This is a genomic window from Quyinboa ferrireducens (assembly GCF_042436675.1).
In the GTDB taxonomy this organism is placed as follows: domain Bacteria; phylum Bacteroidota; class Bacteroidia; order Bacteroidales; family UBA5342; genus JBHJHP01.
In genome coordinates this window covers 89,868-106,141 of the sequence record NZ_JBHMVA010000010.1, presented here as the reverse complement: position 1 = coordinate 106,141, position 16,274 = coordinate 89,868, and the positions used below count along the sequence as shown (strand labels likewise).

Genomic DNA, 16,274 nt, shown 5'->3' with positions numbered 1-16,274 from the left:
TTTAATAAGTATTATTCGATAACCAGACTACCAACTTTAACGCCTTCGTCAGCTATGAGTTTTATGAGATAGTAACCAGATTTATTGAAATCCACTTTCTGTGGTCCGTCTACCTGATTGTAAGATCTGTTAAATACTACTGCACCCTGAAGATTAACAACCTGTAATTCATAAGATTTCAGGTCGCCACCATCCACATAGAATGCATTTCTGGCAGGGTTCGGATAAACTGATACACTACCTAAACTTACTTTGTCGATCGCAACATTACCAACATTAATAGTAACTTCGTTACTGTACACTACGACATCCTGACCATTATCATCCGTTGCAACAGCTTCAAATACAACATAATATGTTCCAACATCAAAGAAGTTTGGTATATAGAATGTATCGGTCTGTGCTATCGGGAAGAATCCTTCATAACCTGAACCGGAAGTTGTAGAGTACTTCCATTCTGTACCGGTTATGCCATCCGGAAGATCAACATTCAACTGAGTACCGTCAGTATTCGGATCGATATTCTGAAATGATGCAGGAGATACCGGAATTTTAATTGTTCTAACGGCAATTGCATTACTTGATGCCACTGAACCATCAGCCAGACATCTTACAAATACAACACCGGCAGTATCAAATGCAAACGTTGCTGTTTCTCCTGTCTTAGGAGTTTCGAATGAAGACCAGGGACCTGCAGCACTTCTGCTGTATTGCCATTCAAATGCCGTATACGAAGAAGAATTAATCAGCGACAACGGATTAGTTTCCTGATTAAGGCCAACAATTTGTGTAATAGTCTGCTCAATAGCAAATGCACTTAAATCCCTTGCTGTAATTGTGGTCACGCTATCTACCGGATCAAATACCATATAAGGTTCAAATCCTTCAGGAGTAATGAATTTACGATAAGTTGTTGTATCAACAACAATTGAATCGCTACCATCACTTGCTGTAAGCGTTGTTGTCGTTATTACATTGTGTAAAAGAGGCGTACCAGTACTTCGGTAATCGCCTGAGAAAACTAGTTTTGCATTACCGGAAAGTCTGAACTCGCTATAACCAGGGTTCGGAGAGATACGTCCAGGCCATACATTAAAATATACAATAGCGTTGTCCTCTATAATCATATTTGATCCATTGGCAGGATTATCACTACCACCCATCAAAACAGAAGTACCCTTGAATATAACCTGTGCATCATTCTTAATAGTAAATGTAGTATACGGAGAATACAGACGTAAGTGTCCACCAGTATGCACAAACACACCTCCATCAACTTCAAAAGAGCCCTCAGAACTACTATGATCCGTATTATACACCAAGGTATCATTTAAGCTTGGCTTGTCTATAGTAAATACCGCATCTCTTGCAATATCAAAATACCTTACAGTATCAACACCATCGTCTGAAATAACAGGCATCATACCGGCATCCGGTACTTTCAACTTGTTATTCTGATAATATGCAGCAGGATCCCAGTTAAACAAGTCCCCTGCATCATCAGAAACCGCACCTGTAAATGTAAGGTTAAGAGGAGCAGCATTAGACTCAATAATACTAAACATAACTTCTTTTGATGTTTCAGTATTTCCATCGATTTGAGATTCACATACAACAAAATACATTCCAACCTCGGTAAAGTTTGGCGTAAACTCCGTTCCGGTAACAGCCGGATCAAATGACACATAAGGTCCACCCGGTGTTGTGCTGTATTTCCACTCACGACTGGTTGCAGCCGGTGTTTCTGTTACAGTTAATATTGATGCCTGCTGTCCTAAGCGAATAGTTTGGCCTAAATCAGGCGTAACAACAGCTTTATTGGAAGAAACCAAAATGTTTACTTCATTCGAGTAAGATGCATTTCCACCACTCATTCCTTCCAACGCCAGGTAGAAATTACCTGAGTTAGTGAAATTAGGATAAATGGTATCATTTGTTTGAGCCGGTGTAAATGACTGATCATAAGGACCACCTGAAGTTGTTCCGTATTTCCACTCCAGAGATTCCATGTTTGCTAAGCCGTCATTTTGGATAGCTGCAAGCATAGAACCTTCCTCACCAGCTATTAGCACCTGTCTGTCTGTAGGTTCAATTACAAATGCAGTTTTCAAGCGCGTGAAAATAGTTGTTCTAACAGTAACCGGATCAAATTCAATATATACATCCCTGTCTGGTGTTGAAGCCAAAAGGCCTGAATCCTTTGGTGTTTGCAAAAAATCATAGGCATCTCTGAAAATTACCATTTTGGCTTCATCTTCAATAATTAAACTTGGTCTGCCGGTAACCGCTGCAGATGTATTTTTGGGGAAACGATCAATTCCGGTATAAGCAGGATACTCAAGTGTTGCATAGGTATGACCGCTTAAGGTCCATGTTACACACATTTGAGGATTGTCCTTTTTTCCCAACAGTGGATAACCTCTCATCCTGAATGTATCACAATCCACATTTAAACGGACATTGGCATTATCCATATAATAGTTTTTATTTCTGTTATACAGATAATTTCCTCCGGTAATATTAATAATTCCCCTAACATATTTACTACTACCGGGATCATTTTCGGTAAACCACTTACCTGTTGCCATGTGAATGGTAACTTCTCCTGGTGCATGCTGAATGGTATCAGCTTCCGGCGTATCGGGATTTAAAATTTCCTCCGTGGCATCCGATACCGTTAAACTATTAACAGAAATATCAACATCAGCGTCTATTATACATGGATATGTATAGCTGTCTGCATGACCAATTACCACATCATTTCCATCAATATTACCCTGCGGATCCCAGTTTGTCGGATCCGAATAATCTGAACTGTTCGCCCCAGTCCAGGTTATCGTACTTTGAGCAAATAAGCCCATAGAAATGAACAACGCCATTACCGTTGTAATCATTTTTAACTTCGTAAAATAGAAATTCTTCATACTCTTTAATTTTGATTAATAATTAGCTTTCAAACTCTTACCCTTCCTATCCCGGGCCAGGAATTCACTTTATTGTTTGTGTTATTTATTATTCGTTAATGGCAACCACCAGTTTTCCTCATTACTTAATTTTACCCGCACAGCTTCTGCATCAGCATTTCCTTCTGCAGCCAGCTTATCAGCTACTTTGTCAGCCAGATATGAAGGATCATCTCTACGCAAAGCAATCCTTACCAAATCACCCCAGCGCTGGCCCTCAAAAGCAAGCTCAAGTGCATCCTCTTCAATAATCCTGTCCTCCAGATAGTTAATCAACCCTACAGAATCTATATTTTCCGGATAATACGGGACATTATCCAGGTAAGCTCTGTTACGTATTCCTTCGTTCCTGTACCACAGAGCACGTACCGCCGGTGGATTATCATTTATACTTGTACTACGGGCATCGAAATCGAATGGAAATGGCAAATGTGTCTGATGTCTCTGCGTAAAATCGTTTGCAGGATCATCTGTTTCAAAATTCGGCCTGAAACTGTTATTAAGTAAAGCATACGATACTTTGTACAAAGCCAGTGCTTCATTTGTTTGCCAGTTATCTGCTTCCAGGCTGTCAACCGTAAGGTTATCTGCTCCCATTTCCTGGGCATACCTGTTGGTTGCTTCACAAAATCTCAGGTGTAACCCTGCAGAACGCCACAGGAACCATTTCCCGTTTTTGTCGTAAGGATTGCCCGGATCAAAATCTGAAATATACTTTGTAATAACAGGCTGCCCGTTAATGGTTTTATAAGACCCTGAGTTTCCATCCTCATCCTCTATATCACCTCTGAAATCACCCGGAAATCCGTTTTGTTGTATTTGTCCTTTCCAATCACTTACAATCAGATTGGATGGTTTAAAATAATAATTTCCATAGGTATTCGAGAACAGATCGATAAAAGGACTCGGGGTATAGGTACTGCTGTAATACATCACCCATATCCACTCGTCATAATAATCTCCGCTTCCATAAGTCGAAAACAATGTTCCCCAGTGATTAACCACACTGTTCAGGTCATGTTCATAATACCGTATATAACCACAATGATAATGACTGAATGTAAAAAAGTCGGTTCCTACTTTATAACGATCAAAATTACCGACAGAGCGTTCCATAATTCTTTTATAGTACTCAGCAGCCTGGAGATAATCGTTGTTCCAAAGGTGTAGCTCTCCTAACAGAAATTCCTTGTCAATATAACTTATCTGCGGACTAAAACCATTATTGGATAATAAGAGATTCTGATCGGTATACAACCCTTTATACGGAACTGATTCCATAAAATTGACAAGTGTATCAACCATAACCTCAAGCGATAAAAACGGATACTCGCCCTGATCTATCTTAGAAACATCACTCAGCTGATCAATGGGCTCAGTGATATAAGGCACATGCCCATAGTGTATAGCAAGTTGAAGATACGTCCAGCTTCTTACAGCAGCAATATCAGAATATCTTGGATTAAACTCTTCTTTGGAAATCTTATGCTCATCAACCATTATTTTAAGGTTTTTCATCACATCATTACAATTTAAAATCAGTGAGAAAAACGGCTGAGGATCAACCCAGGGATTATCGGCCGTTACATTATGGTTGGCTACTTCGCGCATGTAATGATCCGCATTTACGGTTACTGCCATTAAGTCTGCACGTAACTCATTCAGAACTACATATTGCGGGGCCAGCTCCTGAAGTTTACCATATACACCAATTACAGCTGAATTTGCATCAAAAATATCCCTGTAATTCTGATCCGGAGTCAGTACATCACTCGGATTAACTTCAAGTACATCTGAACAGGACCAGGTGCCCAAAACCATGAGCATGATTCCTGCTGCGCCAAGTATATTTATAATTCGCTTTTTCATCAAACCTGATACTACTTTATATTCCGAAACCAGAGTTAAATATGCTGAACTATGTTTTAAATCCGGGTTTTTCATAACGATCTTTTGTTTCATAACCTGTTTACTAAATCAATTTATTACAGTTTAACTCTTACCCCTACAAAAAATGATTGAACCTGAGGAGTCATTCCTACATCAATCCCCCGGGTTAGAGGTGAGTTGGACAAACTAAATTCCGGATCAAGTCCTTTATAGTCAGACAACGTCAGAAGGTTTAAACCCGTAACATAAACCTCTGAACCTTTAAGGAAATTAGCCTTAAACGGCAGTTTATAAGTCAGTGTCACATCTCTCAGTCGTACATATGAACCATCCTCAATCCAACGATCAGAGAAACGGCTGTTTCCAATAGGATCAGCAAATTCAGCTTTCGGAATATCCGTCACCTGACCATCATAGGTCCATCTGTTAATAACCGCCTGAGTCTGGTTATTGAAATTCTGCATCGATTCCAGCTGATAACGCAGATAATTAAATACATCGTTTCCATAGCTGAATGCCAGAGAAGCATCAAGTGTAAAAGCCTTCCATTGCAAACGTGTATTCACGCTGCCAAAGAAATCCGGGGTAGGATCACCAATAACCTGCATATCCTGATTATCAATTATTCCATCTGCCTTGTAATCTTCAAAAATAACATCTCCTGCTCTGAATGCCATCGTACTAGTATTGGGCAACAGAGCTTCCAGACCAGCCGATTCTGCTGCTGACTGAGTAGCATAAACACCGTTAGTCTTAAAACCATAGAAGACTCCAAGCGGCTGGCCCACCTCAGTTAAAATATTGGCACCATAAACTTCTGTTACATTGCGTCCGTCATTAACAGCTGTAACTTCTGTTTGGTATTTTGAATATGTTATGCCTAAATCCCATTTCAGTTTTGAATTGATGATACGGGCATTTAATGTTATATCCATGCCTTTGGTATTGAAACTTCCATTATTGGCCAACACATAATCAAAACCTGTAAAGTATTCAACCGGAATATACTCCAGCATATCATCCGTTGTATTCATATAATAATCAGCACTTAAAGAAACACGGTTTCTCAAAAATGCCAGATCAACTCCAAGGTTTGTCTTTTTATTTGTTTCCCATTTAAGTTCCGGATTCCAGATATTTCCACGAACGAGGCCTTTGGCCGCTAACAATCTTTGTGTGGTATAATACTTTTTAGTAGCATAAAAGCCAATGTCATCATTTCCTGTAATACCGTAACTTGCACGAAGTTTAAACAGATCTAGCAGTGTCACATTTTTCATAAAAGGTTCTGACGTTATAAGCCATGCACCTGCAACAGATGGAAAGAAACCAAACTGATGGTTATGCAGCTTGATACCATCTGCCTGTGAACCAAACTTTGAAGATCCGTCCAGTGCCATATTAACAGTGACAAAATATTTTTTCTTAAACGCATATTCGCCCAAAGCATAGTACGTAATGTTATTCCAGTCTCCCATATAACCACCGTTGTTTCTGAATTTGGCAGTACCTTGTCCGATGGTTCTGAACTGATCACTTGCCGAGTTAAAATCACTTCCCCAGTCCTCTTCGGTTTGATTCATGTTAAGGCGTGCCCCAGCCACAGCTATCAGGGAATGGTAACCATTAAAATTGTTACCATATCGAATTCTGAAATCATTGTTCACTGCAGAATGCTTTAGAACACGTTCCATCATTTTATTATAAACAATACCGATTTCTGTAATTTCAGGAGAAATACCGTAACCGGGAATAAAAACTTTTTCCCGTCCTTTATTGAATGAAAGACCAATCAGATCACTAATGGTAAGGTGATCGCTCAGTTTAACATTAAAATTAAATGAACCAAAAATTCTGTAATCCAGACTTTGCTGCTCCATCTCATTCACTATTGAAACCGGGTTACTTACGCCAAGTTCATCATAATCAGCCAATACCGGTGTAATAATACCACCGTCTATCTGATTAGGGTAGAAAAAGGGTGATTTTATCCGGGCTGCAAATAACGGATTATCAGTTGTTGTAATACCCGAACCGCTTTTCAATTTCCGGTCATTATAGTTAAAACTGATGTTGGTATTCAGCGTAAATATTTTGGAAATATTAATATCCGAATTAAACCGCATACTAAAACGTGAGAAGTCCGTATTTTTTAAAGTACCATTGTAATCCATATAATTAACTGACAAGGCATAAAGTGCTACATCATCACCACCCTTAATCAACACACCGTAGTTGCTACTGTAGCTGTTTGCAAAAACTTCTTTCTGCCAGTCCATATTGTTATGGTATTTTGCGTAATCATAATTCGAGGGATCATTATTCATGAAAGGCAGACGGGATACAGAGTCCGTACTAAGTCCTGATGACAATAACATTACATTCAGGTAAATTCGGTAATCATCAGCTTCCATTAACGGAATATTCTTCGGAGCCATATTTAATCCACCATTCATGCTGAATGTAATTTGGTTGACCTGTTCTGTAGCATGATTTGTTGTGATAAGAATTACGCCATTACTTGCTTTAGCACCGTAAATGGCTGCCGCATCTTTTATAATTGTTACATTTTCAATATCATCTACATCAATTCCAGCAAATGCATTTGATCTGTCACCGCTGATCAATGCGGTACCATATTCTCCAATATCATAAATCATACCATCTACGATAACCAGAGGTTTATTTGTAGCATTCAATGATGAATATCCCCTTAAGAATAGATCTGAACCTGAACCTGGATTCCCATCTCTGGCAACTACGTTCAAACCGGCTATTTTACCATCAAATGTAGCTTCAGCAGATGTTGCTCCCTTTTTTGAAGCATCAAAATATGACGTTTTATTTTCAACCATGCCTAGCGCATGAGTGGAATATGCCAGTGGTTTACTGTAATCCACAAGTCTTACTTCCTGATCAAATGAACGGAAACCTGTTTCATACATATAGATGTCTACTGTTTCTCTTCCTCCCAGAATAATCTCCCTGGTTTGAAATCCTTCAGATGTAACGGTTAAAATATCATCATAGGATTTAACTTTTATTGAAAAGGAACCGTCCTCCTTTGTTATTGAAGATGAGTAGTTAGCATCGTTTATGGATGCCACCTGTATGGGTTGCATTGTTTCTCCGTTAAACACCTTCCCGGTAACAGTAAAGGATTCCTGCGTATCGTTATTCTGGGCGGAAATAAATAATACGCCGAATATTAAAAATAAAATAGATAGAATATTTCTTAAGTGTGTCATAATTACGGGTTATTTTTTAATTGAACACAGGAACCATTTTAATATAATCAACCACGACGGCCTGACCATTATTATTTCCAACAACCTGCAAAAAGCAATCACGTATGGTACTGAATCTAGTAGATCCAACCAATTGTTCTTTTGCTGTTACATATGCTGTATCGGTAACTAAAATAGTATCAGCACCATTTACCAGAGCCGGAGGACCAAAAACAGGACTACTTCCATTATAACCTTGCAGAACTACAGTTCCCAGACCTTCGGATAAAATTCTTGATGAATTAGGATAGCGAAATCCGGAGTTAAAATCATTAACCGCATTGATATAAAAATCATACTTAACGGATGCTACTTCTCCGGCATACAGTATTAAGCCTCCCAGTTTTGAACCTGTGCTAAAATTATCGAGAACATAATCGTAGCCACCCGAAGCGTGCTCTTTTATTCTTAAATTGCCGGCAGGAGAACCACCTTCAGCAAACCATTTAAACTCAGTTTCACCTTCGATTATAATTGGTTGAATCTTGTCAGCCAGATCAATTGCACAATCACTCATCACAAATACATTTCCATTACTGGCTTTGAAGGTTGATACTATAGCTGAAGGATTAACCGGAATTCTGACGTTATCAGGCGAATATACCTCTGCCGGAATGTTATCCATATCGTATGTTGTTGTTACCACGTAATCTTTCAAAACTTTCATCTTGGCAACAGCCACGTTATTCAGACTGTCAGTAACAGTAGAACCTGAAAATGCTCTAAAAAACGGTTTAAACTTATTATATTCTGAATCAAATACCTGGTCTTCTACAATAAACACAGTAAATGTTGAATCTTCACTTCTTAAGTCTGTAACGGTTTCCAGAAAAGGGTTCTGCCACACCAATCCGGAAATTGTATCATAAACCGGTCGTCCGTCATCTGTCCATCCGGTCTGAGTTGCAATATCAGGATTGAAATACACACCTGATAACGAGTTGAGGTAAGCAGTTTGTTCGTAGGTTGAACCTAACATCTCAATATACTGCCACGCATTCAATCTCAATTTAATAGGTTGATTAATGACATGAAGTACACCATTCCTTGCTGGAATGTTTTTATCACCAGATACCATGACGTCATCAATCATGTCGTTTTCCTGATCAAGAAATAAAACTTTACCTCCATACATTTTTATTCTTTTTGAAGCATCACCACTATCATAGATATATTTACCGAGGGTAAAATGGTTGCTCAGGAAAGAACGAAGACTGTCTGCATCACCAGTAACAGCCGGATCAGCCATGGACATGGCATCATTATCCGGAGCCCACACGGTCATGATCTGCATTTTGGCTAATTCCTGATCCAGCCCTGTACTTTTTAAAGCTGCCACAAAGGATGAAAAGCGTGACTGACCTTCTAAAATTTCAACTATCGTTTGTTTTGCCGTACTGTCGTTAACTTTAACATGACTTTCCCATGCATCTGTACATGCCCAGATACCGAGGATGAAAAGTAACAGCAATGATTTTAACCTAAAGTTCATATTCTGTGTTTATTTAATGAATAAATAATTGAAATTTAAACTATTCGAATGTTCCCTGAGGTGGTAAATCTTCCTTGTACACCATAGAATTATCATCAGTATTTGGTTTTGGCCAAACCTGATCTTCCTCAACCGGAATAATATGAATCTGATCCAACCACAACTCATTTCCTGCATAAGCACTAATGGCAACAAATTTAATCCAGTGTCTTCCCGTTGTACGGAAATCTATAGTACCTGCCAGCTGACCAGTATATCTGCTTGCCCGAACATGAGCAGAATAATTCTGTTCGAGTGAATCTGCCGGATTATATGAGTACCGTTTGAATCCTCTCAGTTCCAGTTCACCATCAGACTCATTCTCATTAAGGGTCTCACTGTTATCTATAATAATCGGTAGTTTTTCATCATCAACATATACAAAGAAGATAGGCTTCCTGCGTCCAGATCCCGGATATACATTTCTTGTACAAATCCATACCTTATAGCTTCCCTTCACAACTATCGGGGTTCTGAATTGAATCCATTTGATAACCTCCGGACGGATATATGCCTGAAGACGGTCATTTAATACATTACCTCCATAATCACCTGCCGGGGCATTGTAATATATAGTATAGTTTTCCGGGTACCACTGAATATCAGCCAGCTGTCCCATTTCCAGATTTACACCCTGTTTTCTGTATACACCCGGTATTTTTTTTATTTCAAACTGATCTGTCACTTCCCAGTGAATTCTGGATGGATATCTGACTTTAATAAAGAAATCTTCTGTCATAGAATGAAATACACCATTATTAGCTGTGTTATCCGAAGCATCCCGATCTATGGCATACCCTTTTTCCACAACTCCCCTGAATTCATCTTCGTTTACCAGTACTTCTGAACCATCAACTTTAATGGTTATCACCTCTAAAGGCGCCTTTGTAAAATAACCTGCCGTGGAATTTATGGATGCAAAATCTGAAACGTACATCAATGTACTGTCCAGAATATGATAAGCCATATGAAGGTAGAGGCTATCCTTTGGATTGGTTGGATCTCCGGTATTACTGTATTTGGCTTTCAAATCGTCGTAACTGTTAATACCTGATGCTGCAAACGCATTGTTGGAAACAGCCATAACCGTGAACCAACGGGGGACTTTTATCTCATCTCCCTGCTCATAATTGAAGTTGAAATCATCTTCTGTTAATCGAAGGTTTAGCGTATCAAACCAGTTTGTTGCCTTCAAAGCTTCGGTAAAAATGCTGAAATCAGGATTGGCATCCAATTGCTCTGCAATTGTAGGTGTTATCGGATCAAGAACTGACTCAACAGAATGAACGATACCATTTAGCATTCTGTTATCTGCACTTTTAATAGTAGCATATTTATTAACCTTGTATACTGCCGATCCACCCTCCAGGTATGTCTTTGTAGTTAAATACTGACCATACATGTTTGCAGTCTGTAAACGGCCATCCACAAAATCAGTTGTCGGTATCGTATCAATAATGATGTGATAGCGCACCAGATCTCTCATTTCCTGTGCCGTAAAATCATCAATTGACGACACCCCTTTTTCCTGAAAATATTTCTCGAATGCAGCATTAGTAGGTGCAAAACAAGTATATGTACCATACGCCTTTAAAAAAGCAATGGTATTAGATTTTTCAAGCAAATCATAAAATGTGGAAAATTCACCGGGATTCTGCTCCAGATACTCACCAATTAGAATCTGGTAATTGGTTCTGGTATTGTATTCGGGAAGACCACAACTATTAAATATAGCTCCAGCTGCCAATGCTACCAGTAAAACTCCTATGCTGAACCAATTTTTAGTTTTCATTTCGTTTATATTTTGATTCATTAAATTATTGATCCTGATAAAATTTATTCTGCTCCAATATTGGATAACCTGCATCAATTTCCTTTTGAGCTATTGGAAAGTAATGGCTCAGAGTATCTCCGTATTTGGTTAGGATATTCAACATTCTCTCAGCAGGCGCACTTACTGACACCATAGTTCTTATCAGATCCATTCGTGCATAATTATCACGCCTTGCATTTCTTAAAATATCAAACCAACGTTTCCCCTCAAACGCAAATTCTCTTGCTCTTTCATTTAAAATGTAATTCACTAATGCATTCTTATCTGTAGGATCTCCTTCATCAGATTCCTTAGTGGCATGGGCTCTTTTTCTTATTTCTTTAATCAATGCCAGCGATTCACTACCTCGGTCAACCTGTGCCAACGCCTCTGCCTTAAGTAAGAGAACATCAGCATAGCGGTAAACCATAAAATTATTCGTTGCTTCTTCCCTTTCCTTTGCCTCATACTTGTTGCGTCCAATATATTTCCACAACGAAAAGTTTCTGGAGGATTTGTAAGAACATCCGTCACCTCTGATATCTGCACTATCAGGACTAGCGTAAATATCTACAGGAAAGTAAACCTCCATCATATCACTGTTAGCCTTCAACTGGCCCAAAGTCTCAAATAAATTAAAGAATGGATTAAGCTTGTCATCAGCAAACTGCAATTCAAAAATACCTTCGCTGCTATTACCGTTTACATACAAATCTTCAAACCAGAAATCATCACGTGGAACCAATCCATACTTACCGGAATTTATAACCTTATCACAGGCATCAATACTTTGCTGGTATTGTTCGGTCCACAAATAAGCATCTGCCTGAATAGCATTTACGGCATACTTAGTTATGCGCCCTTTATTCAATGCATTTATTCCATAATCTTCCCTTATCCACTGTTCTGCCTGATTCAGATCAGCAAAAATCTGGTTAAATATTTCTGTTCTTGTACTCTTGGCTTTTCTGAACGTTTGCGCATCACTTAAAGTCGCTTCAAGCACCAGTGGAACTTCATCGAAAGCACGCACCAGATAAAAATACATCAGAGCCCTTACTGCAAGCGCTTCCCCCTTATATGCATTTAAGGCACTTTCAGTAAAAGAATCATCAATATTCAATACTTCAGGTGCTTTAGCCAATAATACATTACAATAATTAATGGTTGTGTAAAATGCATCCCAGTACACAACCCTATTTGTTGGCAGAATATCCCCATTCCTTATATAATTGAAATTATCGAAATTTGAACGGTAAGGGCTTATCATCTCAGCTCTCAATTCCCCCCAGTAGAACATACATTCAGGAATGCTGTACGAGCCACCCTGCGTATTCCCCAGCATTGAGGCATAGATCCCCATCATAGCTGAATGCACATCTTCTTTAGACTGCCAGAACTCTTCAACGATAATACCGTTTTCAGGTTCTACGTATAACCAGTCTTTACAGGAACTCACCGTTAGCAAAACTGTTAATATGAGTATTATGGATTTTATTTTATTCATGATTTTTGCCTTTTTATTATATCCCGTAATTTAAAATACTACATTCAGGTTAAACGTAAACTGTCTTGATACCGGGGTTTTGGAATCGTCATACCCTACCGTGTAAATTGTTCCATCCCTGGAATTGATATTAATCTCCGGATCCTGACCGCTATAATTTGTAAATGTTAGTAAATTGTTCAGCGTTGCTGATACCCTCATACTCTGTGCTCCCAACTTTTTAGCAAAATCTTTTGGCAGATTATAGGATAAGGAAACATACTTAAGCCTCAAAAATGAACCATCTTCCACATAACGGTCTGAGCCTAACCAGTTATATCCATAACCAATTAAAGAGCGGGGAATATCAGTTTCATCTCCAGGCTTTCTCCACCGTCTAAGCACTGCCTTGGTCTGGTTATCATACGAATACATGTTTTCACCTAACATTTTTGTGAGGTTGATGATCTCATTTCCTACCCTGAAGTAAAAGTTGTACCTGAACGAGAAATTCTTATATCCGTATTCCTGCCCGAACCCTCCAAAGAAGTCCGGATTAGCATTACCCAGAAGCACAACATCACTTGCATTGATATTACCATCATGGTTTATGTCTTCATACATGGCGTCACCCAACTGGAATTCATAATTGACCTTATTGAAATTATAGACCATGTTAATGGGTTTTCCGTTAGGGTCATAGATTCTGTTATCATTTTTATCGCGTGCAATAAGATCATCCTGTGTTGTATAAACGCCTTTGTATTTATAGCCATAAAATGCTCCTGCAGGGTTATCAATCTGAATAATATTCATATATTCTCCATTTCCTGGAGATATATTCCTAACCAAAGGGAATTTATCATTCACTTCTCTAAGAATATTATAGTTTTTAGCCACATTCATATCGAATGATATCCGCCACTTTTTATTTCTTAAAGGCCAGGATCTGAAATTAAAGTCCCATCCATAATTATCCATGGTACCCGCATTTAAAACACTGGTTGTTGCAAAGCCCGAGGATGACTGAATGGATACGTTATATGCAAACATATCCTCTGTCCGGTTCTTATAGTAGTCAAAATCAACATGCAATCTGTTTTTATACATTTCTACAGTTGCACCTACATTCGTTGTTTTTAACTGTTCCCATTTCAGGTTAACCAGCTTCATATCTGTTGTATAAACCGCCGGATCTCCTAAATATCCCCACGCTACAGTATTGTAATTGTTAAAAAACATACCTGTATATCTTGGAGCATGTCCGTTCTCTCCATAACTGTATCTTATCCGCAGATCATCCAGAAATGTAAATTGTTGCATAAACTCCTCGCCCGATAAACGCCACATCAGTGAAATACTGGGGAAGGTTCCCCACCGGTTATTGGCGTCAAATCGTGAATTACCTTCCCTACGCAACCCTGCCATAACAATATATCTGTCCAGTAAGGAATAATGCATCATAGCCGTCAAACCTAGAGACCTGTCAATTCCTTTTGTAGAACTGTTACCCAAGCCACTCCCCTGAATATTGGATTGTATAGAAGGATCCTGAAATAATGATGACGCGGAATTAGCTGTAGTTGCACCATAGCCATAACCAATGCCTTCCGTTGTCATAACACTCAGGGATGCTGTAATCACATGAATATCATTAAAAGTCCTGTGATAACGTGCGATGGTATTGGTGAATATGTTATAAGAATCATTATCATAGTCTCCTGCCCGGTTTACATAAGTATTTGTCCAGTTTAAACCAGTTGCTGTTTGTGGTAGGAACTCCTTAACCTTGTTGGAGTTTACATCCAGAGACAGGTCACTAGATAACCTTAAGTATTTATTTATATCGTAATATATTCCAAACTTGGATTGAATCCTATCATTGATGGTTTGCTTCGTTCCGACCAGAGCTAATGCAACAGGATTGTACGTATCCATCGCTGATCCCTGAATATTACGCTCCGGAGAAAAATAATTACCTGTAAGATTGCCATATACATCATATTCATAAATTGACATATTGGGCATTTTTCTGTAAGCTACACTTCTAAGACCCTTATCGTAGTTTCCGTCTGTTACACCATGTGCATAGGAAAAGTCTGCCTTTAAACGCAACTTATCTGAAATAAAGTAATCCAGGTTAAGGCGTGTTGTTAATCGATTAAGTCCTGTTCCAATTGTAACGCCCTGTTGGGTTTGGTAGTTGGTTGAAAAACGGTAAGTTGCCTTGGATCCACCACCATCCAGTGCAAAGTCCATGTTGTGTATATAACCATCATGCTGAATAGCATCCATCCAGTCAGTGTTCTGACCATAATTATAGTAATAATACGGATCTGTAGGTTGATAAAGAAATTCCTTGTGCAGTTGAACGTCCAGCGGCACATTATTGGTATTCATAACTGCCTCTTTAATCAAAGTAGAATATTCGTCTCCTGACAAAAGTGGTAACGCTTTAATTTCAGGAATATAAGTACCCCTGTAGGTTAAACTAACTCTTGGGGGCCGGCTTCTCACTCCACGTTTTGTAGTAATGAGCAATACACCATTTGCCGCTTTAGTCCCCCACATTGCTGTTGCTGCAGCATCCTTCAGTACGGTAATTTCCTTAATATCATCCATGGAGATATTCAGCATTTGTGAATACCCCTCTTCATTTGCCGTGGCAAAATTAAAATTCGGATCTATGTTGATCTCCAATGGTACTCCATCCACTATGATCATAGGTTTATTATCGGCCGATAGAGTACTCACCCCTCTGATTCGAATAGACATCCCTGCTCCGGGATCTCCGGAGTTTGCCGCAATATCAACCCCGGCCAAACGTCCCTGGATAGCTTCATCTATTGTTGAGGCCTGTACATTCTCAAATTCTTCTGTGGAAATTTTTGAAATCGGTATTCCCAGATCCCTGTCAGGAATACTCATCAATCCCATTTCTGTTCTCTTTTCTGCTATTACGTCTACGCCAGTAAGCTCCTTAGCACTGATTTCAAGAACAATATTGATTGTATTTCTGTCATTAATATCTACAGTCTGCTGCTTATATCCGATAAATGAGAACTGTAATCTGTCTGTTTTATCCAGTACCTCAATGGCATATTCTCCATCAAAATTTGAAATTGTTCCTTTTCTGATACGGTTATTGGCATCAACCTCCACAACGGTTACACCAGGTACGCCATTCGGTTCATCAGTAGACGTAATTTTACCTCTTATAAGAAATCCATCCTGTGCACTTACGATTTGCGACAGAAAAGCAACCTGAAATACTATTAACAATCTGATAAATTTCATCGTATAA

The 16,274-nt window shown here is 38.9% G+C and carries 7 protein-coding genes; all 7 read right to left on the bottom strand.

Features of this window, described 5'->3' with window-relative positions; genetic code table 11:
• Positions 1 to 11: 11 nt before the first annotated feature.
• The 7 genes from ACE01N_RS14135 to ACE01N_RS14105 all read right to left on the bottom strand — a co-directional run bounded on the left by ACE01N_RS14135 (position 12) and on the right by ACE01N_RS14105 (position 16,267).
• On the bottom strand, positions 12 to 2,924 hold the full coding sequence (locus tag ACE01N_RS14135) for a T9SS type A sorting domain-containing protein (protein ID WP_380590193.1): 2,913 nt from the start codon (positions 2,922 to 2,924) through the stop codon (positions 12 to 14).
• Positions 2,925 to 3,005: 81 nt separating this feature from the next.
• Positions 3,006 to 4,925 (bottom strand): RagB/SusD family nutrient uptake outer membrane protein, encoded by a 1,920-nt coding sequence (locus ACE01N_RS14130; RefSeq protein ID WP_380590190.1) that lies wholly within the window; start codon positions 4,923 to 4,925, stop codon positions 3,006 to 3,008.
• Positions 4,926 to 4,948: 23 nt separating this feature from the next.
• Complete coding sequence (locus tag ACE01N_RS14125; RefSeq protein WP_380590187.1) at positions 4,949 to 8,101, bottom strand: SusC/RagA family TonB-linked outer membrane protein; 3,153 nt, start codon at positions 8,099 to 8,101, stop codon at positions 4,949 to 4,951.
• A 16-nt stretch (positions 8,102 to 8,117) separates the two neighbouring features.
• Positions 8,118 to 9,632, bottom strand: coding sequence for a fasciclin domain-containing protein (locus ACE01N_RS14120; RefSeq protein ID WP_380590184.1), 1,515 nt, complete (start codon positions 9,630 to 9,632; stop codon positions 8,118 to 8,120).
• 40 nt (positions 9,633 to 9,672) lie between these two features.
• A complete protein-coding gene (locus ACE01N_RS14115; RefSeq protein WP_380590181.1) occupies positions 9,673 to 11,463 on the bottom strand; it encodes a fasciclin domain-containing protein in 1,791 nt (596 codons plus the stop codon).
• A gap of 25 nt (positions 11,464 to 11,488) precedes the next feature.
• A complete protein-coding gene (locus ACE01N_RS14110; RefSeq protein ID WP_380590178.1) occupies positions 11,489 to 12,991 on the bottom strand; it encodes a RagB/SusD family nutrient uptake outer membrane protein in 1,503 nt (500 codons plus the stop codon).
• Between the two features lie 30 nt (positions 12,992 to 13,021).
• Positions 13,022 to 16,267, bottom strand: a complete 3,246-nt coding sequence (locus ACE01N_RS14105) for a SusC/RagA family TonB-linked outer membrane protein (protein ID WP_380590175.1) — start codon at positions 16,265 to 16,267, stop codon at positions 13,022 to 13,024.
• Positions 16,268 to 16,274: the final 7 nt, after the last annotated feature.

What these genes read in the sequence shown, in the direction of transcription:
- ACE01N_RS14110 (WP_380590178.1), bottom strand. Translation starts at nt 12,991, where the DNA reads ATGAATAAAATAAAATCCATAATACTCATATTAACAGTTTTGCTAACG.
- ACE01N_RS14125 (WP_380590187.1), bottom strand. Translation starts at nt 8,101, where the DNA reads ATGACACACTTAAGAAATATTCTATCTATTTTATTTTTAATATTCGGC.
- ACE01N_RS14135 (WP_380590193.1), bottom strand. Translation starts at nt 2,924, where the DNA reads ATGAAGAATTTCTATTTTACGAAGTTAAAAATGATTACAACGGTAATG.
- ACE01N_RS14115 (WP_380590181.1), bottom strand. Translation starts at nt 11,463, where the DNA reads ATGAAAACTAAAAATTGGTTCAGCATAGGAGTTTTACTGGTAGCATTG.
- ACE01N_RS14105 (WP_380590175.1), bottom strand. Translation starts at nt 16,267, where the DNA reads ATGAAATTTATCAGATTGTTAATAGTATTTCAGGTTGCTTTTCTGTCG.
- ACE01N_RS14120 (WP_380590184.1), bottom strand. Translation starts at nt 9,632, where the DNA reads ATGAACTTTAGGTTAAAATCATTGCTGTTACTTTTCATCCTCGGTATC.
- ACE01N_RS14130 (WP_380590190.1), bottom strand. Translation starts at nt 4,925, where the DNA reads ATGAAACAAAAGATCGTTATGAAAAACCCGGATTTAAAACATAGTTCA.